This window comes from Stenotrophomonas sp. 220_Sma, assembly GCF_056487375.1.
In genome coordinates this window covers 1,933,457-1,952,246 of sequence record NZ_CM151348.1, presented here as the reverse complement: position 1 = coordinate 1,952,246, position 18,790 = coordinate 1,933,457, and the positions used below count along the sequence as shown (strand labels likewise).

Annotated in this window: 18 protein-coding genes; 9 read left to right on the top strand and 9 right to left on the bottom strand. The window is 65.6% G+C overall.

Annotated features, from left to right (window positions below; genetic code table 11):
* Nucleotides 1-7 precede the first annotated feature (7 nt).
* Nucleotides 8-433 carry a nucleoside-diphosphate kinase gene (gene ndk, locus ACZLIB_RS09270; protein ID WP_008265389.1) on the bottom strand — a complete coding sequence of 142 codons (426 nt, stop codon included), beginning with the start codon at nt 431-433 and terminating at the stop codon, nt 8-10.
* 325 nt (nt 434-758) lie between these two features.
* Between ndk and ACZLIB_RS09265 the strand changes: the two genes are divergently transcribed.
* The 3 genes from ACZLIB_RS09265 (at nt 759) to ACZLIB_RS09255 (ending at nt 5,124) form a co-directional block, all read left to right on the top strand.
* Nucleotides 759-1,412: a TetR/AcrR family transcriptional regulator gene (locus ACZLIB_RS09265; RefSeq protein ID WP_006431024.1), complete on the top strand. Its 654-nt coding sequence runs from the start codon at nt 759-761 to the stop codon at nt 1,410-1,412.
* 39 nt (nt 1,413-1,451) lie between these two features.
* Complete coding sequence (locus ACZLIB_RS09260) at nt 1,452-3,824, top strand: 3-hydroxyacyl-CoA dehydrogenase/enoyl-CoA hydratase family protein (protein ID WP_478469656.1); 2,373 nt, start codon at nt 1,452-1,454, stop codon at nt 3,822-3,824.
* Nucleotides 3,825-3,915: 91 nt separating this feature from the next.
* Nucleotides 3,916-5,124: an acetyl-CoA C-acyltransferase gene (locus ACZLIB_RS09255; protein WP_057500646.1), complete on the top strand. Its 1,209-nt coding sequence runs from the start codon at nt 3,916-3,918 to the stop codon at nt 5,122-5,124.
* 473 nt (nt 5,125-5,597) lie between these two features.
* Here the strand turns inward: ACZLIB_RS09255 and galU are convergent, their stop codons facing one another.
* The 8 genes from galU to cmk all read right to left on the bottom strand — a co-directional run bounded on the left by galU (nt 5,598) and on the right by cmk (nt 13,884).
* Nucleotides 5,598-6,476, bottom strand: coding sequence for a UTP--glucose-1-phosphate uridylyltransferase GalU (galU, locus tag ACZLIB_RS09250; RefSeq protein WP_182267645.1), 879 nt, complete (start codon nt 6,474-6,476; stop codon nt 5,598-5,600).
* Nucleotides 6,473-8,386 (bottom strand): polysaccharide biosynthesis protein, encoded by a 1,914-nt coding sequence (locus ACZLIB_RS09245; RefSeq protein WP_032130079.1) that lies wholly within the window; start codon nt 8,384-8,386, stop codon nt 6,473-6,475. The genes galU and ACZLIB_RS09245 overlap by 4 nt, the downstream gene beginning before the upstream one ends.
* Before the next feature lie 3 nt (nt 8,387-8,389).
* Nucleotides 8,390-9,379 (bottom strand): MraY family glycosyltransferase, encoded by a 990-nt coding sequence (locus tag ACZLIB_RS09240; RefSeq protein WP_049462301.1) that lies wholly within the window; start codon nt 9,377-9,379, stop codon nt 8,390-8,392.
* Nucleotides 9,380-9,382: 3 nt separating this feature from the next.
* On the bottom strand, nt 9,383-10,561 hold the full coding sequence (gene lapB / locus ACZLIB_RS09235; protein WP_005416232.1) for a lipopolysaccharide assembly protein LapB: 1,179 nt from the start codon (nt 10,559-10,561) through the stop codon (nt 9,383-9,385).
* Nucleotides 10,562-10,567: 6 nt separating this feature from the next.
* A complete protein-coding gene (locus tag ACZLIB_RS09230) occupies nt 10,568-10,852 on the bottom strand; it encodes a LapA family protein (protein WP_010484569.1) in 285 nt (94 codons plus the stop codon).
* Nucleotides 10,853-10,929: 77 nt separating this feature from the next.
* On the bottom strand, nt 10,930-11,235 hold the full coding sequence (locus ACZLIB_RS09225) for an integration host factor subunit beta (protein ID WP_005409286.1): 306 nt from the start codon (nt 11,233-11,235) through the stop codon (nt 10,930-10,932).
* An 87-nt stretch (nt 11,236-11,322) separates the two neighbouring features.
* Nucleotides 11,323-13,008, bottom strand: a complete 1,686-nt coding sequence (gene rpsA / locus ACZLIB_RS09220; protein WP_005416230.1) for a 30S ribosomal protein S1 — start codon at nt 13,006-13,008, stop codon at nt 11,323-11,325.
* 198 nt (nt 13,009-13,206) lie between these two features.
* Nucleotides 13,207-13,884, bottom strand: a complete 678-nt coding sequence (gene cmk / locus ACZLIB_RS09215; RefSeq protein WP_049399452.1) for a (d)CMP kinase — start codon at nt 13,882-13,884, stop codon at nt 13,207-13,209.
* 197 nt (nt 13,885-14,081) lie between these two features.
* Between cmk and ykgO the strand changes: the two genes are divergently transcribed.
* From ykgO to ACZLIB_RS09185, 6 genes are all read left to right on the top strand, one after another.
* Nucleotides 14,082-14,207: a type B 50S ribosomal protein L36 gene (gene ykgO, locus ACZLIB_RS09210; protein ID WP_005409283.1), complete on the top strand. Its 126-nt coding sequence runs from the start codon at nt 14,082-14,084 to the stop codon at nt 14,205-14,207.
* 146 nt (nt 14,208-14,353) lie between these two features.
* A complete protein-coding gene (locus tag ACZLIB_RS09205) occupies nt 14,354-14,683 on the top strand; it encodes a hypothetical protein (protein WP_404830375.1) in 330 nt (109 codons plus the stop codon).
* A gap of 39 nt (nt 14,684-14,722) precedes the next feature.
* Nucleotides 14,723-15,760 carry an agmatine deiminase family protein gene (locus ACZLIB_RS09200; RefSeq protein ID WP_032130076.1) on the top strand — a complete coding sequence of 346 codons (1,038 nt, stop codon included), beginning with the start codon at nt 14,723-14,725 and terminating at the stop codon, nt 15,758-15,760.
* Between the two features lie 162 nt (nt 15,761-15,922).
* Nucleotides 15,923-16,810 (top strand): carbon-nitrogen hydrolase, encoded by an 888-nt coding sequence (locus tag ACZLIB_RS09195; RefSeq protein WP_478469654.1) that lies wholly within the window; start codon nt 15,923-15,925, stop codon nt 16,808-16,810.
* Between the two features lie 14 nt (nt 16,811-16,824).
* Nucleotides 16,825-17,355: an N-acetyltransferase family protein gene (locus ACZLIB_RS09190; RefSeq protein WP_478469653.1), complete on the top strand. Its 531-nt coding sequence runs from the start codon at nt 16,825-16,827 to the stop codon at nt 17,353-17,355.
* Between the two features lie 4 nt (nt 17,356-17,359).
* The gene (locus tag ACZLIB_RS09185; RefSeq protein WP_100437560.1) at nt 17,360-18,580 is read left to right on the top strand and encodes a TraB/GumN family protein; all 1,221 of its coding nucleotides are present in this window, start codon (nt 17,360-17,362) and stop codon (nt 18,578-18,580) included.
* Nucleotides 18,581-18,790: the final 210 nt, after the last annotated feature.

Sequence of the window (18,790 nt, the reverse complement as noted above, 5' to 3'; positions counted from 1 at the left end):
ATTACTCTCAGCGCGAAACGACTTCGGTGGCGGCGAAGAAGTAGGCGATTTCAATCGCGGCATTCTCGACCGAGTCCGAGCCGTGGGCGGCGTTGGCATCGATGGATTCGGCGAAGTCGGCGCGGATGGTGCCAGCCGCGGCTTCCTTCGGGTTGGTGGCGCCCAGCAGGTCGCGGTGGGCCAGGACGGCGTTCTCGCCTTCCAGGGCCTGGATCATCACCGGGCCGGAGATCATGAACTCGACCAGCGCGTTGAAGAACGGACGCTCGCGGTGCACGGCGTAGAAGCCTTCGGCTTCACGGCGCGACAGCTGCTTGTACTTGGCGGCCACGACCTTCAGGCCGGCCTTCTCGAAGCGGGCGTAGATTTCGCCGATGACGTTCTTGGCAACGGCGTCCGGCTTGATGATCGAAAGGGTGCGCTCCAGCGCCATGGGATGTCTCCAATGGAATCGGGCCGCTGATGGCCCGAAGGGTAACATGAAAAAAACCCGCGTCGGGACGCGGGCTTAGCCTGATAAACGTAGGCGAATTGTAAAAGATAAAGCGGCAGCGTGGTAGTGCCGGCCGCTGGCCGGCAGGCTGGCGCCCCACGGGCTGCCTGCGGTTGCCGGCCAGCGGCCGGCACTACCCTTTGCGCCCATTCACCCACCTGAGTGAAATCTGACCGGTCCTGGCATTTTTGCTGCACTGCAAAATGCCATACGCTACCGTCTGGTCCTAGTATCAAACAATCGTTTGATTAAGGTCCGCCCGCCGATGGCCAAACCCGCCCACTTCTCGACCAAGGACCGGATCCTCGGCGCGGCCGAGGAGCTGTTCGCACAGCACGGCTTCGCCGGCACCTCGCTGCGCCAGGTGACGAGCCAGGCCGACGTCAACATCGCCGCGGTCAACTACCACTTCGGCTCCAAGGAAAACCTGGTCAACGAGGTGTTCCGCCGCCGCATGGACGAGATGACCGGCGCGCGCCTGGCGCAGCTCGAGCGCGCCCGCAGCGAACACCCCGGGCAGCTGCGCCCGGTGCTGGCCGCCTTCGTCGAGCCGGCACTGGCGCTGGCCCAGGACCGCCAGAACGGCGGCGCCTTCGTGCGCGTGATCGCCCGCGCCTACGCAGAGAAGAACGACAACCTGCGCAAGTTCCTGTCCGACCACTACGGTCACGTGCTGCGTGCGTTCGGCAAGGCGATTGCCGAATGCGCACCCGACCTGAGCAAGGAAGAGCTGTACTGGCGCCTGGATTTCCTGGCCGGCTCGCTCACCTATGCCATGGCCGACTTCGGGCTGATCAAGCGTCCCGCCGGTGTCACCGAAGCGGCGCATCGTGCCCATGCCGCCCACGAACTGATCCATTTCGCCGAAGCCGGGTTCCGCGCCGCCGCACGCGCCAGCGCCCTGCCCGCTTCCCCTTGATTCCACCCAGTAACTGCTGACCAACAAAGGCCCTACACCATGTCCAATTCCCTGCTAGTCCGCCGCGCCGCCGTGCTGGGTGCCGGCGTCATGGGTGCCCAGATCGCCGCCCACCTCACCAACGCTGGCGTCGATACCGTGCTGTTCGACCTGCCCGCCAAGGAAGGTCCGGCTGACGGCATCGTGCTGAAGGCGATCGCCAACCTGGGCAAGCTGAGCCCGGCGCCGCTGGCCAGCAAGTCGCTGGCCGAAGCCATCACCCCGGCCAACTACGAGTCCGGCCTGGAGCAGCTGAAGGACTGCGACCTGATCATCGAGGCCATCGCCGAGCGCATGGACTGGAAGCAGGACCTGTACAAGAAGATCGCGCCGTTCGTGGCCGACCACGCGGTGCTGGCCTCCAACACCTCGGGCCTGGGCATCAACAAGCTGGCCGACGTGCTGCCCGAGCAGCTGCGCCACCGCTTCTGCGGCGTGCACTTCTTCAACCCGCCGCGCTACATGCACCTGGCCGAGCTGATCCCGGCCACCACCACCGACGCCGCCGTGCTGGAAGGCCTGGAAGAATTCCTGGTCACCACCCTGGGCAAGGGCGTGGTGTACGCCAAGGACACCCCGAACTTCATCGGCAACCGCATCGGCGTGTTCTCGATCCTGTCCACCATCCACCACACCCAGCAGTTCGGCCTGGGCTTCGATGAAGTGGACGGCCTGACCGGCCCGCTGGTCGGCCGCCCGAAGTCGGCCACCTACCGCACCTCCGACGTGGTCGGCCTGGACACCATGGCCCACGTCATCAAGACCATGGGCGATACCCTGCCCAACGACCCGTGGCATGAATTCTTCAAGTCGCCGAAGTGGCTGGACGCGCTGATCGCCAAGGGCGCGCTGGGCCAGAAGACCGGCGCCGGCATCTTCCGCAAGGTCGGCAAGGACATCGTCGTCCTCGACCTGGAAAAGCAGGACTACCGCGCTGCTGATCGCACCGCCGCACCGGAAGTGGTCGAGATCCTGAAGATCAAGAACCCGGCGGAGAAGTTCGCCAAGCTGCGCGAAAGCCAGCACCCGCAGGCGCAGTTCCTGTGGGCGACCTTCCGCGACCTGTTCCACTACAGCGCCTACCATCTGGCCGACATCGCCGAAACCGCGCGCGACGTCGACCTGGCCATCCGCTGGGGCTACGGCTGGTCGCTGGGCCCGTTCGAAACCTGGCAGGCCGCCGGCTGGAAGCAGGTGGCACAGTGGATTGCTGATGACATCGTCGCCGGCAAGAGCATGAGCAACGCCCCGCTGCCGGATTGGGTGTTCGATGGCCGCGACGGCGTGCACGCCGCCGAGGGCAGCTACAGCCCGTCGCGCAACGCCAAGCTACCGCGCTCGTCGCTGCCGGTGTATCAGCGCCAGCGCTTCCCCGATCCGCTGCTGGGCGAGAAGTTCGCGCCGGGCGAGACCGTGTTCGAGAACGACGGCCTGCGCATGTGGCAGGACGGTGATGGCATCGCCGTGGTCAGCTTCAAGACCAAGATGAACACCGTGTCCGACCAGGTGCTCGACGGCCTGCAGGAATGCGTGTCACTTGCCGAAAAGAACTTCCAGGGTCTGGTGATCTGGCAGCAGAAGGAACCCTTCTCCGCCGGTGCCGACCTGGCCGGTGCGCTCGGCCTGCTGCAGGCCGGCAAGGTCGACCAGTTCGAAGAGATGGTCGCCAACTTCCAGCGCACCAGCCAGCGCATCAAGTACTCGCTGGTGCCGGTGGTGGCTGCCGTGCGTGGCCTGGCGCTGGGTGGTGGCTGCGAGTTCCAGATGCACAGCGCCAAGACCGTGGCCTTCCTGGAAAGCTACATCGGCCTGGTCGAGGCCGGCGTCGGCCTGCTGCCGGCCGGTGGTGGCCTCAAGGAACTGGCCGTGCGCGCCTCGCAGGCCGCTGGCCCGGGCGGTGACGTGTTCGCCGAACTGAAGAAGACCTTCGAAACCGTGGCGATGGCCAAGGTCTCCAACTCGGCGGTCAACGCCAAGGAACTGGGCCTGCTGCGCAGCACCGACAAGGTGGTGTTCAACAGCTACGAGGCCCTGCACATCGCCAAGGCCGAAGCGCGCGCCCTGGCCGAAGCGGGCTACCGTCCGCCGCTGCCGGCACGCCGCATCCAGGTCGCCGGTGACGTGGGTATCGCCACCTTCAAGATGATGCTGGTCAACATGCTGGAAGGCCGTTTCATCAGCCCGTACGACTACGAGATCGCCGAGCGCATCGCCACCGTGCTGTGCGGCGGCAAGGTCGACCGCGGCACCCTGGTGGACGAAGAGTGGCTGCTGACCCTGGAGCGCAAGCACTTCGTCGAACTGGCCCAGCAGGAAAAGACCCAGGCCCGCATCGCGCACATGCTCAAGACCGGCAAGCCGCTGCGTAACTGATTGATGGCGGGTGCCGGCTGCGGCCGGCACCACCTGCTGTGGCAGTCGAGCATGGCTCGACTCTACAAAACCTATTCGAGAGATCACTGCAATGACCAAGCAAATCCAGGACGCCTACATCGTCGCCGCCACCCGTACCCCGGTTGGCAAGGCGCCCAAGGGCATGTTCCGCAACACCCGCCCCGACGACATGCTTGCGCACGTGCTGCGCAGCGTCGTCGCCCAGGCCCCGGGCGTGGACGTCAACCGCATCGATGACGCGATCATCGGCTGCGCCATGCCGGAAGCCGAGCAGGGCATGAACGTGGCGCGCATCGGCGTGCTGCTGGCTGGCCTGCCCAACACCATCGCCGCGCAGACCGTGAACCGCTTCTGCTCCTCCGGCCTGCAGGCCGTGGCGCAGGCCGCCGACGCGATCCGCCTGGGCAATGCCGACCTGATGCTGGCCGGTGGCACCGAATCGATGTCGATGGTGCCGATGATGGGCAACAAGATCGCCATGGCGCCGAGCGTGTTCGACAACGACCACGTCGCCATCGCCTACGGCATGGGCATCACCGCCGAGAAGGTGGCCGAAGAGTGGAAGGTCTCGCGCGAAGACCAGGACGCCTTCGCCCTGGCCTCGCACCAGAAGGCCATGGCCGCGATCCAGAACGGCGACTTCAAGGACGAGATCAGCCCGTACGAAATCGTCTCGCACCTGCCGGACCTGGCCGATGGCCAGCGCATCATCACCCGCAACAAGATCGCCGACACCGACGAAGGCCCGCGCCCGGATTCCTCGGCTGAAGGCCTGGCCAAGCTGCGCCCGGTGTTCCGCAACGGCCAGTTCGGCGGCACCGTCACTGCTGGCAACTCGTCGCAGATGAGCGACGGCGCCGGTGCCGTGCTGCTGGCCTCGGAACAGGCGATCAAGGACTACGGCCTGACCCCGCTGGCCCGTTTCGTCAGCTTCTCGGTAGCCGGCGTGCGCCCGGAAGTGATGGGCATCGGCCCGATCGCCGCGATCCCGAAGGCACTGAAGCAGGCGGGCCTGACCCAGGACCAGCTGGACTGGATTGAACTGAACGAAGCGTTCGCCGCGCAGTCGCTGGCGGTGATCCGAGATTGCGGCCTGGACCCGAGCAAGGTCAACCCGCTGGGTGGCGCGATTGCCCTGGGCCACCCGCTGGGTGCGACCGGCGCGATCCGTACCGCGACCCTGCTGCACGGCCTGCGTCGTCGCCAGCAGAAGTACGGCATGGTGACGATGTGCATCGGCACCGGCATGGGCGCAGCGGGTATTTTCGAGGCGCTGTAAGGTTCAAAGCGTTGCCGGTCGGGATGTCGGCGTACTGCAGGGCCCGGGTGGGTGAGACTGCCCGGGACACGCCGTGAACCCGTCCCTGGGGGCCCGATGGCGCCATCCATGGCGCCAACGGTCCCGGTCAGCCTCACCCACCCGTGCCAGCCAACATTCCACGCGGCGGAGGGGTGAGCAAAGGCAGGGGCAAAGGCAGGGGTCAGAGCCCTTTGCAGCGCAAAGGGATCCGACCCCAACAAGCAAAAAAGGCAGCCATCGGCTGCCTTTTTTGCTTGTGCTTTGATTCCGCCCTTCCCGTCCGCGCCGCACGGAAACTGTCGAGAGGGGCGGATGGCCCTCTCCAAAACCGTTGGCGCCATGGATGGCGCCATCGAGCACCATGGAAGGGCTTTGGCGTGTTTTGGAGAGGGCCATCCGCCCCCTCCCCCACGTATCAATCAAGGCGCAGCACGGAGCGCTTGATAGAACCCTTAATCCGCCAACATCGCCGTCAGTTTCTCCCGCGCCGGCCCTGCCAGCTTCGGGTTGTCCAGCGCGAAACGGATCGTCGCCTCCACCAGCCCCAGGTGCGTGCCGCAGTCGAAGCGGGTGCCCTCGAAGCGGTAGGCATCGACCTCTTCGGTCTTCAGCAGCTGCGCGATCGCATCGGTCAGCTGGATCTCGCCACCGGCACCACTGCCGGTCTGTTCCAGCAACTCGAAAATCTTCGGGCTCAGCACATAACGGCCAACCACCGCCAGGTCGCTCGGCGCGTCCTCCGGCTTGGGCTTCTCCACGATCTGCGAAATGCGGCCCTTGCGGCCGTCGAACGCATCAGTGGCAACGATGCCGTAGCTGGCAGTCTTGTCGTGCGGCACGTCTTCAACGGCGATCACGCTGGCACCACTGGCCTCGTTGAGGTCGGCCATCTGCTTCAGTGCGCCGTCGCCGCGGTTCCAGATCAGGTCGTCCGGCAGCAGCACCGCGAACGGCTCGTCACCGATCACGGCCTTGGCGCACAGCACCGCATGGCCCAGGCCCAGTGCTTCGGCCTGGGTCACGAAGATCGCGCGCACGCCATTGGGCAGCACATGGCGGATCATCTCCAGCTGCTCCTGCTTGCCGGCGCGCTCGAGCTTCTGCTCCAGTTCGTAGGCCTTGTCGAAGTAGTCGGCCACGGCATGCTTGTAGCGGTTGGTGATGAACACCAGCGTGTCGCAACCGGCTTCAATCGCTTCATCGACCGCGTACTGGATCAGCGGACGATCAATGATCGGCAACATTTCCTTCGGAACCGTCTTGGTTGCCGGCAAAAAGCGCGTCCCGAGCCCTGCCACTGGAAAAACTGCCTTGCGAATTCGCTTGCTCATTGGTGCCTGTTGGCCTCACGTGCCGGAAAGGGCACGACTTTAGCGGATGAAATGTAAGCATCCTGTTCGATGGGAGAGAACTCCGGCATCGTCGCGAACAGGATCTCCTGGATGCTGGTCGTGTCGTAACCAGCCACGGCATCGCGCAGGCGCGGGACATTGCCCAGCACCAGGTCACGCGAGAACGTACGTACACCGGCCTCGAGAATCTTCGGGTGCGCGGTGGAACGGTAGTCCTCGTCCGAATAGAACAGCGTCTCGTGCAGCTTCTCGCCCGGACGCAGCCCGGTGTAGATGATCGGAATGTCCTTGTACGGCTGCTTGCCGGCCAGGCGGATCATCTGCTCGGCCAGCACGCGGATCGGCACCGGCTCGCCCATGTCGAGCGTATAGATCGCACCATGCGATGCCGAAGCGGCCGCCTGCAGGATCAGCTGGCAGGCCTCCGGGATGGTCATGAAGTAGCGACTGACTTCCGGGTCGGTGACGGTCACCGGACCGCCACGCAGGATCTGTTCGCGGAACAGCGGCACCACGCTGCCGGCCGAGGCCAGCACGTTGCCGAAGCGCACCGTGACGAAACGGGTATGCGTGGACTTCTGGTCCAGGCTCTGGCAGATCATCTCCGCATAGCGCTTGCTGGCGCCCAGTGCATTGACCGGGTCGACCGCCTTGTCGGTGGAGATGAACACGAAATGCTCAACGCGCGCTTCCAGACAGGCGCGGGCCACGTTCTCGGTGGCCAGGATGTTGTTGCGCACCGCTTCGCGCAGCTGCCGCTCCAGCACCGGCACGTGCTTGTAGGCAGCCGCGTGGAAGGCGGTGTCGACCGGATGCAGCGACAGGGCGTGGCGGATCACCGCCGGGTCACCGCAGTCGCCCAGCACCGCTTCGATCTCGACATCGGGGAAGCTGCGCCGCAGCTCGCCTTCGATGGTCAGCAGCAGCAGTTCGCTGATCTCGAGCAGGATGATGCGGCCGGCACCATGCCGTGCGCACTGGCGGCAGAGCTCGGAGCCGATCGAACCGCCGGCACCGGTGACCATCACCGTACGCCCGCCCAGCCAGCCACGGATCAGGTTCCAGTCCGGCATGATCGGCTTGCGGCCCAGCAGATCCTCGATCGCCACTTCCTTCAGCTGCCCCGGCAGCGACTGGCCCTGCAGGATGTCGCTGAGCTTGGGCACGGTGCGGAACGGCACACCGGTACTTTCACAGATGGCGACGATCCGCTGCATGCCCGCCGCGTCCAGTGACGGAATGGCGATCACCAGCAGCTTGGCCGCCGTCTCCCGGACCACTGTCGGCGCATCGTCCAGGGTGCCGAGGATCGGCAGGCCCTGCAGCTTGGCGCCGCGCAGGTGCGGCGCGTCGTCCAGCAGGCCGACCGGCTCGAAATTACCGGAACGGCGCAGGTCACGGACCAGGGTCTCGGCGGCCTGGCCGGCACCCAGGATCAGCACGCGGCGCGCGGACGAGTCCGACTGCAGTGCCTGATAGTCCTTCCAGGCCCGGTACAGCAGGCGCGGCGCGCCCAGCAGCGCCGACAGCGCGAACGGATAGATCACCAGCACCGACATCGGCACGCCGTCGAAGCGCTTCCACATCAGCACCAGCACGATGGCGACCATGCCGATGAAGCTGGCCTTGAAGATGTTCAGCAGGTCGCTGACGCTGGCGAACCGCCACAGGCCCCGATAGAGACCCACGCGCCAGAACACCATGCCCTGCAGCAGCAGCACCAGCGTGGTGTCGACGTTCCAGAGAGGGAGCTCGGGGGCGTTGGCCAGGATCGAATACCGCCCCGCGTGGAGCAGCTGCCAGCATGCCCAGACCATGAACAGGTCGTGGCAGACGATGGCCGAACGCGGCATCAGGCCGAGGATTCTGTCCCGCCAGGGTGAAGCCATAAGTCAGGTATTTCCTTTTGGGTGGCGCAATCCATTGCGCAGGAGGAGCCAGAGGACGCTCAGCGCAATGAACCACGCGAACGCCACGGCAGCCTCCCACCTCGGCTGCAAATTGGAGCAGACATTAAGCACTGTAATACTGAACAGGCCCAAAGCAAAGTACATCCCTGTTACCTGGGCGTGACTGGCTCCTGCCTGCACCGCGCGCTGGTAGACATGCTGGGTATGGGGTTCCATCCAGCGTTGTCCCGAAATGATGCGCGCCAGCAGTGTGAAGCCCGCGTCCACAAGGAACGGCGATGCCGACACCAGCAGCAGGATCCAGTGGATGTCGGTCTTGACGCTGGCCAGTGCCAGCACTGCCGCCACCGCGTAGCCCAGCGCGCCACTCCCGACATCGCCCATGAAGATCCGGGCCCGCGGGAAGTTGAACGGCAGGAAGCCCAGGCAGGCCAGGCCCAACGCGACCGCCGCCAGCGAGTACGGCCAGGGCAGCAGCGGCGCCAGCCCCAGCGCGACCACGATGGCCTGGCTGGCCGCGATGCCGTTGATCCCATCCATGAAATTCCAGATGTTGATCAGCGAGGCGGTGAACAGCAGGACCAGTACGGCCAGCAGCCAGCTGCCACCGTGGACCTTGACCAGCGCGGCCAGCAGCGCGGCGGCGATGAAGTGCACCATCAGGCGGCGCATGGCCGGCAGCGGCCGGTGGTCGTCCCACCAGCCGATACCCGCCACCAGCGCCAGGCCAAGGCTGGCGACCAGCAGGCTCGGACGCGCTTCGGGCCAGGCCCACATGGCAACACCGGCGGTCACCAGCAGGCTGATGACAATGGCGATGCCGCCGCCGCGGGGGGTCGCCACGCTATGGCTGCGGCGCTCGCCCGGCTGGTCAAACAGTTGCCGGCGCAGCGCATAGCCCCGCGCCGCCCAGGTCAGTGCCGCACTCAGCAGGGCCAGACCCAGCAGCGCGCCCATCACGAGCCACGGCATGGATCAGAGCACCGCGTAGTTCAGCAGCGGCTTGACCGTACCCCACTCCTTGCAGCTCGGGCACTGCCAGTGGTGGGTGCGCGCACCGAAACCACAACGGGTGCAGCGATAGGCCGGATTGCGCACCAGCAACTGGTCGGTGATGTGCTTCAGGTCGTGCAGGGTCGCCGTGGAATCGGCGCCTTCAGCCAGGGTCAGGTCGATCAGCGCGGACTCGCCACGCACCGACGGGCGATCCTTGAGCTGGCGGCCCAGGTAGGCACGGGCCGGGGCCACACCCTCCTGCTCTTCCATCAGGCGGGTCAGCGCCAGCACCGGGGCGATGCCGCGATAGTGCTCGGTCATCTCCGACAGGAACGCGCGTGCGCCTGCCAGATCGCCCACCTTGCGGTAGTTCTGCATCAGCGCCGGCAGCAGTTCCGGCAGGTATTCGGGGTCGTTGCGCGCGGCACGCTCGAAGGCGCGCACGGCCGCTTCCGGATTGCCGGCATCGGTTTCCAGGCGTCCTTCAATGATGCCGGCACGTACCGACATCGCATCGGCCTGGTAGGCCCGGGCAATCGCTGCCCTCGCCTCTTCCAGCTTGCCAGCACCGCGGAAGCGTTCGGCCAGTTCGCACTCGAACTGCCCGATCAGCTTGCCCATCGGCTCGCCGGTGACGTCCTCGAAACGGGTCGCGTTGTCGATGGCCTTTTCCCAGTCGCGCTCGGCCTGGTAGATACCGATCAGGTGCTTGAGTGCCTGCGGCGCACGCTGGTCCAGCTGGGCCAGTTCGGTGAACACGGTCTCGGCGCGGTCCAGCAGGCCGGACTTCATGTAGTCCTCGCCCAGTGCCAGCAGCGCCTGCACGCGTTGCGCATCGCTGAGGTCGTGGCGGTTGACCAGGCCCTGGTGCAGGCGGATGGCGCGGTCGACTTCGCCGCGGCGGCGGAACAGGTGGCCCAGCGCGACCTGGGTCTCGAAGGTTTCCTTGTCCAGCTCGGCAATGTGCAGGAACAGCTCGATGGCCTTGTCCGGCTGTTCGTTGAGCAGGTAGTTCAGGCCGCGGAAGTAGGTGCTGGACAGGCGGCTGACCTGGCTGTCACCGTGGCGTTGACCACCACGCCGTCCGATCACCCACCCGGCCAGTGCGGCCAGCGGAACGAACAGGAAGAACCAGAACCACTCGGTGACGAAATCCATCTTCGATCAGCGTCCATCAAAAGATTGGGGGGAAGCAACCGGTGCCGGCGTGGCGACAGCGGACTTGTTGGCGCGGCGCAACTGGCTGTAGAGCGGAATGACCACGCTCACCAGCACCAGGCCGGCACCGACGATGACACCCACCAGCAGCGCGGCGATCAGGGCCACGCCCACCGAGGTATGCAGTTGGGTAAACAGCAGGTTGATCGACATCGCGGTCATGTTGACCGCACCGATGATCAACCCAAGGATCAGAACCGCCAGCAGGACCAGCAGACGAAAAACCTTCATGCGACAGCTCCAGTGGCAGGAGTCCGTAGCTTATCCGACTCGCGGCTGGATTCGCACGCGGTGGCGCGACGGGAGGCTCAGGCCGGATCGGCGTCCAGCGGCAGCACGCTGCTGACCCGCTCACGCAGTTCCTTGCCCGGCTTGAAATGAGGGACGTGCTTGCCCGGCAGGGCAACCGATTCGCCGGTCTTCGGGTTGCGACCCAGGCGCGGCGGACGATAGTGCAGCGAGAAGCTGCCAAAACCACGGATTTCGATGCGATCCCCGGCGGACAGCGATCCGCCCATCATTTCCAGCAACGACTTCACCGCCAGATCGACATCATCGGCCTTCAGGTGCGCCTGGCGGCGCGCAAGGATTTCGATCAGTTCGGATTTGGTCATTACCGGCTCACATCAGGGGTATCTCAGCCTGAAACGGCCCGGGCAATGCCCGGGCCGTCCAGGAAACAACGAACAGCGTAAGGCCGATTACTCGGACTTGTTGCCGTTCAGCTGTGCACGCAGCAGCGCGCCCAGCTGGGTGGTGCCGCTGGAAGCCGAAGAGGACTGGTATTCCTCCAGCACTTCGCGCATTTCAGCGTCGTCCTTGGCCTTGATCGACAGCTGCAGGGTACGGCCCTTGCGGTCCATGCCCACGAACTTGGCTTCGACCTTGTCGCCGACCTTCAGGTGCTGGGTGGCATCGTCAACGCGCTCGTTGGCGATGTCGCGTGCCGAGACGTAACCTTCGATGCCGTCAGCCAGCTCGATGATCGCGCCCTTGGCGTCGACTTCCTTCACCACGCCTTCGACCTTGGAGCCCTTCGGATTGGCAGCCATGTACTGGCCGAACGGATCCTGCTCCAGCTGCTTCACGCCCAGAGAGATGCGCTCGCGCTCCGGATCGACAGCCAGGACGACGGCGTCCAGGGTATCGCCCTTCTTGAAGTTGCGAACGACGTCTTCGCCGGTGGTGTTCCAGCTGATGTCGGACAGGTGGACCAGGCCGTCGATGCCGCCGTCCAGGCCGATGAAGATGCCGAAGTCGGTGATCGACTTGATCTGGCCCGACACCTTGTCACCCTTCTTGTGGGTGGCAGCGAAGGTTTCCCACGGATTGGCGGCAACCTGCTTCATGCCCAGCGAGATACGGCGACGCTCTTCATCGACGTCCAGCACCATCACTTCGACTTCATCACCAACCTGGACAACCTTGGACGGGTTGACGTTCTTGTTGGTCCAATCCATCTCGGAGACGTGCACCAGGCCTTCGACGCCCGGCTCGATCTCAACGAACGCACCGTAATCGGTGACGTTGGAGACCTTGCCGAAGACGCGGCTGTTGGCCGGGTAACGACGGCCGATGTTGTCCCACGGATCCTCGCCCAGCTGCTTCAGGCCCAGCGAAACGCGGTTGCGCTCGCGGTCGAACTTCAGCACGCGGACGTCCAGCTCGTCGCCGACGTTCACGACTTCCGACGGGTGACGCACGCGCTTCCACGCCATGTCGGTGATGTGCAGCAGGCCGTCGATACCGCCCAGGTCCACGAACGCGCCGTAATCGGTCAGGTTCTTGACGACACCCTTCAGGATCGCGCCTTCCTGCAGCTTGTCCATCAGCTGCTCGCGCTCTTCCGAGTGCTCGCTTTCGACGACAGCGCGGCGCGAGACCACGACGTTGTTACGCTTGCGGTCCAGCTTGATGAGCTTGAACTCGAGTTCCTTGCCTTCCAGGTAGGCCGGATCGCGCACCGGGCGCACATCGACCAGGGAACCCGGCAGGAAGGCGCGGACATCCTTGATGTCCACGGTGAAACCACCCTTGACCTTGCCGCTGATGCGGCCGGTGATGGTTTCGTTCTTTTCCAACGCTTCTTCCAGCTCGTCCCACACCATCGCGCGCTTGGCCTTCTCGCGCGACAGGACGGTTTCGCCGAAGCCGTTCTCGATCGAGTCGAGGGCGACCTTGACGATGTCGCCTTCGGCGACGTCGATTTCGCCAGCGTCGTTACGGAACTGTTCGATCGGCACGATGCCTTCGGACTTCAGGCCAGCGTTGATCACCACGACGTCGCCGCGGACTTCAACAACGGTACCGCTGACGATGGCGCCCGGCTTCAGCTTGGCCAGATTGGCCTGGCTGGCTTCAAACAGTTCGGCAAATGATTCGGTCATTAGATTTACTCTGTTGGACACATGGGTCGGTGGCGTCCCCTTCAGGGGAATGGCGACCGCCCGCCTGTTGGTCGACCCCGGAAACGCAGGTCGTGTGTAGTAGGAAAACCGCCACGCATCATTGCGCGACGGAGCTGGTACAGCACTGCTATGCGCGACCACCACCGATGCTGCTGGCAGTGCTCCCGCGCGAACGGATCAGGCAGCCGGAACCGGAAGCAGATCCATCACTCTGGCAACGACATCTGCGATGCCGATGCCTGTGGTGTCGATGAGGACAGCATCGTCTGCCGGCTTCAGGGGCGCCACGGTACGCTGAGCATCACGGGCGTCGCGGGCCATGATCTCGCGCAGGAGGTCATCAAAGTTAACAGAAACCCCCTTGTCTTTCAACTGCTTATGCCGGCGCTCGGCGCGCTCCTCGGCACTGGCGGTCAGGAAGACCTTGTAGGGGGCATCCTTGAAGATCACCGTGCCCATGTCGCGGCCATCGGCGACCAGGCCGGGCAGCTCCCTGAATGCGCGCTGGCGCTCCTTCAGGGCAGCCCGGACCTCGGGAATGGCGGCGATGGCCGAGGCCAGCGCGCCGGTGGTCTCCAGGCGCAGCTCGTCGGTGGCATCGGTCCCGTTCACCATGACCCGCATGGCTTCACCCTGCTCGACAAACTGAACGTGGGTATCAAAGGTGCAGCGGACCAGCGCCGAGGCATCGGAGGTATCGATATCGGCCCAGCTCGCGGCCACGCCCACCGCCCGGTACAGCGCGCCCGAATCCAGGTAATGCCAGCCCATCCGGCGCGCGATGATGCGGCTGATGGTACCCTTGCCAGCCCCTGAAGGGCCGTCGATGGTCAGGACGGGAGCGAGTGGATTCATGGGGTTCCCAGAGCGTGTGAAGGGGTCATTCTAGCCCCTGTCAGACGCCCCCAATGGGATCTTTTGTGCAACCACTTGAAACCACGAGGAAAAGCCCGGTAGAATGGCGGGCTTGAACGAGCGTCAACTGCCGATTGTCTTTCGCATATCGCGGCCACGCTCCACCCGAACAACTACTGTTTACGCCGAGGTATGCCATGAAAGTCCTGTCCTCCCTGAAGTCGGCGAAGGCCCGTCACCGTGACTGCAAGGTCGTGCGTCGTCGTGGCAAGATCTTCGTCATCTGCAAGTCGAACCCGCGTTTCAAGGCGCGTCAGCGCTAAGCCCAACAGCCTTCGCGGCTGCGGCTGGCCCTACGCGGGGCCGACCCGATGCAAAAAGCCGCCTTCGGGCGGTTTTTTGTTTATGCGGCTTTTTCCTGCCGTTTTTGCTGTAATCGCCTTTCTTGACCACTGGGGAGTAGATCGAGATGAAGCGTTACCTGTCCGCCTTGGCCGTGATGGCCACCCTGGCCGCCACCACGCCGGCGCTGGCCGATACCCTGCTTGTCGACCGTGCCCGCGAGAAGCCGGCCGGTGCCCTGCCCGTGCGCGGCCAGAGCATGCAGCAGGTACAGGCGCAGTTCGGCGCGCCAAGCGAGCAGCTGCAGCCGCGTGGCGGGCAGAAGCGGCAATGGCCGACCATCAACCGCTGGGTGTACCCGCAGTTCACCGTCTACTTCGAGAAGCAGAAGGTGATCGACGTGGTGGCCAACCAGGCGGACCCGAACGAAATCGGCCCGAAACCGCCGATCCGTTGATCCCTTTACCCGCCGTGGGCGGGCCTGTGTAGCGAGACCATGAACCAGACCCTTCGTTTTCCTGCCGAGTGGGAAGCCCAGAGCGGCGTCCTGATTGCCTGGCCCACCGCCGACACCGACTGGGCCGACCGCCTGGGCCAGGTGGAAGAGACCTACATCGCGCTGGTCGCGGCCATCACCCGCTTCCAGCCGGTGCTGATCTGCGTGGCCGACGACGATGTGGAGACCTATGCCGAGATGCGGCTGCGCTCCAACCGCATCGACATGGACAAGGTCCACTTCACCACGGCGGCCTACGACGATACCTGGTTGCGCGACTCCGGCCCGATCACCCTGCGCCGTGCCGACGGCGGCTTCCAGCTGCTGGATTTCCGCTTCACCGGCTGGGGCGGCAAGTTCGACGCCACCCTGGATGACCAGCTGGTGGGCGTGCTTGACCAGGCCGGCGTGTTCAACGACGCACCGGTGCGCAGCATTCCGTTCGCGCTGGAAGGCGGCGGCATCGAGACCGACGGCGAAGGCACCCTGCTGACCACCTGGAAGTGCCTGCACGAGCGCCACCCGGACCGCGACCGCGCCAGCCTGAGCGCCGACCTGGCCGACTGGCTGCAGCAGGACCGCGTGCTGTGGCTGGACCACGGCTACCTGGAAGGCGACGACACCGACGCGCACATCGACACCCTCGCCCGCTTCGCCTCGGCTGACAGCATCGTCTACCAGGCCTGCGACGACGAGAGCGACTCGCACTACGCCGAACTGCAGGCGATGGGCAATGAGCTGGCCGCGCTGCGTACCAAGGATGGCCAGCCGTACCGCCTGTTCCCGCTGCCGTGGGCACAGCCGGTGATCGACGAAGGCCGCCGCCTGGCTGCGTCGTACGCCAACTACCTGATCGTCAATGGTGCGGTGCTGATGCCGGCCTATGGCGATCCGGCCGACGACCTGGCCCGCGATGTACTGGCGCAGGCGCACCCGGGCCGCGAAATCGTGCAGGTGCCCTGCCGCTCGCTGATCTGGCAGAACGGCAGCCTGCACTGCATCACCATGCAGCTGCCGGCCGGGTTGTTGAAGGCCTGAGGATGGGTAGTGCCGGCCGCTGGCCGGCAACCATGCAATGCCTGATGGATTGACGGGGTTGCCGGCCAGCGGCCGGCACTACCAGCACCCATTCAGCGCGCGACACGCCGTCGCCGCCCATCCGCGCTAACATGCAGGTTTTCCCCCGCAGGAACGCCCCGCATGAACTCGCGCAGCCCCCTTACCGTCGCCCTGATCCAGGAGCGCACCCACGGTGATGCCGCCGCCAACCTGGCGGTGATCGAAGCACGCGTGGCCGAGGCGGCTGCGCAGGGTGCCAAGCTGGTGCTGCTGCAGGAACTGCATAACGGCCCGTACTTCTGCCAGCACGAATCGGTGGACGAGTTCGACCTGGCCGAGCCGATCCCCGGCCCGAGCACCGAGCGCCTCGGCGCGCTGGCGAAGAAGCATGGCGTGGTGCTGGTCGGCTCGCTGTTCGAGCGCCGTGCTGCCGGCCTGTACCACAACACCGCGGTGGTGTTCGAGAAGGACGGTACGCTGCTGGGCAAGTACCGCAAGATGCATATCCCGGACGACCCGGGCTTCTACGAAAAGTTCTACTTCACCCCGGGCGACATCGGCTTCAAGCCGATCGATACCTCGGTGGGCCGCCTCGGCGTGCTGGTGTGCTGGGACCAGTGGTATCCGGAAGCGGCACGCCTGATGGCGCTGGCCGGCGCCGAACTGCTGCTGTACCCGACCGCGATCGGCTGGGACCCGGACGACGTGCAGGACGAGAAGACCCGCCAGCGCGACGCCTGGGTGCTGAGCCACCGCGGCCACGCCGTGGCCAACGGCCTGCCGGTGCTGAGCTGCAACCGCGTCGGTCACGAAGCCTCGCCGCTGGGTGCTTCGGGCATCCAGTTCTGGGGCAACAGCCACGTGCTCGGCCCGCAGGGCGAATTCCTGGCCGAAGCCGGCACCGACGCCACCGTGCTGCTGTGCGATGTCGACCTGCAGCGCAGCGAGCACGTGCGCCGTATCTGGCCGTTCCTGCGCGATCGCCGCATCGACGCGTACGGTGACCTGCTCAAGCGCTACATCGACTGAGCCGGAGCCCGCGCATGGCCGTCCTCATCCGTGATGCCGGCCCGGCCGACATCGCCGCGATCACCGCGATCTACGCGGTGGAAGTGACCGACTTCGTCAACACCTACGAGTACGACATCCCCGACGCGACCGAGATGCTGCGCCGTATGCGCGACATCATCGATCGCGGCTTCCCCTACCTGGTCGCCGAGATCGACGGCCAGGTGGCCGGCTATGCCTACGCCAACACCTACCGCACCCGCATCGCCTACCAGTGGACCGTGGAGAACTCGGTCTACGTCGATGCCCGCTTCCAGGGCCAGGGCGTGGGCACCGGCCTGCTGCAGGCCTTGATCGATGCCTGCGTGGCGCGTGGTTACCGGCAGATGGTGGCCGTGATCGGCGAACCGACCAACGCCGCGTCGATCAAGCTGCACGAACGCTTCGGCTTCGAGCTGATCGGCGTGTTCCGTGGCCTTGGCCGCAAGCACGGCCGCTGGCTGGATACCGTGCAGATGCAGCGCGCGCTCGGCGATGGCGCCGACACCGCACCTTCCAATGAATGAACCCATGACTGAAACCCTTCCTGACACCGGCGACGACCTGTTCGCCGGCCAGCCGGTGCGCATCGTTGAACGCGACGGCGTGCGCTACACCCTGCTCGGCACCGCGCACGTTTCCCGCGCCAGCGTCGAAGCGGTGGAAAAAGCGATCGACAGTGGCCGCTTCGACGCGGTGGCCGTCGAGCTCGATCCGCAGCGCCTGCAGGCCCTGAGCGACCCAGACACCCTGGCCAAGCTCGACCTGGTCGAGGTGATCCGCAAGGGCCGCGTCGCCCTGTTCGCCGCCAACCTGGCCCTGTCCGCCTACCAGCGCCGCCTGGCCGAACAGCTCGACATCGAGCCGGGCGCCGAACTGAAGCGCGCGGTGGAACTGGCGCGCGAGCGCAACCTGCCGGTACACCTGATCGACCGTGAAGTCGGCCTGACCTTCCGCCGTGCCTCGCAACGGCTGGGCTTCTTCGGCAAGCTGAAGCTGGTCGCCGGGCTTGGCGCAGGTCTGTTCTCATCCGAGGAAGTGGGCGAAAACGAGATCGAGAAGCTCAAGCAGGGCGACATGCTGGAGTCGAGCTTCGGCGAGTTCGCCAGCGAGAGCCCGGCGCTGTACGAGACCATCATCGGCGAGCGCGACCGCTACATGGCCACGCGCCTGCGCGAGGAACACGACCCGCAGCAGCGTGAAGTGCTGGCGGTGGTGGGTGCCGGCCACCTGGCCGGGCTGGCGCGCTACCTGGAAACCGACACCGAAGCACCGGCACCGCTGCGCGCCGAGCTGGAAGCGGTGCCGAAGAAGCGCAACATTCCGTGGTTCACGCTGGGCATCCTGGCCATCGTGGCGACCGGCATCGGCGTAGGCTTCTACCGCGGTGGCCTGGGCGTGGGCACCGAACTGCTGGCGACCTGGGCGATGTATACCGGCGGCCTCGCCGGCCTGGGCTGCCTGCTGGCCGGCGGCCATCCGCTGAGCATCCTCACCGCGATCGCGGTGGCGCCGTTCAAGCCGTTCCGCCTGAGCATCCCGACTGGCGCATTCTCGGCCCTGGTGGAAGCGCGCCTGCGCAAGCCGGCGTATGAGGACTTCCTGAAGCTGCGCGACGATGCGCAGAGCCTGAAGGGCTGGTATCGCAACCGCGTCACCCGCGTGGTGCTGACCTTCATGCTGACCAACATCGGCAGCATGCTGGGCCTGTGGCTGACCACGTTCAAGGTGTGGGGCAAGGTCGCCGGTTGATTGCAACGCCCCGCCGGGCATGGCCCGGCGCTACCGGCCGCACCGCATCTGCGCGCGCGACCGGCAGGTGCCAACCTTGGTTGGCACGCTTTACGCCGACCGCAAAGATCGGCCCAGCATGCTCTGCGCAGAACATCAAAAAAAGGGGGAGGCCGCCCCACTACGACCGGCCTCCCCCACACCACAACACGTTGGCGCGCATTACGGTCG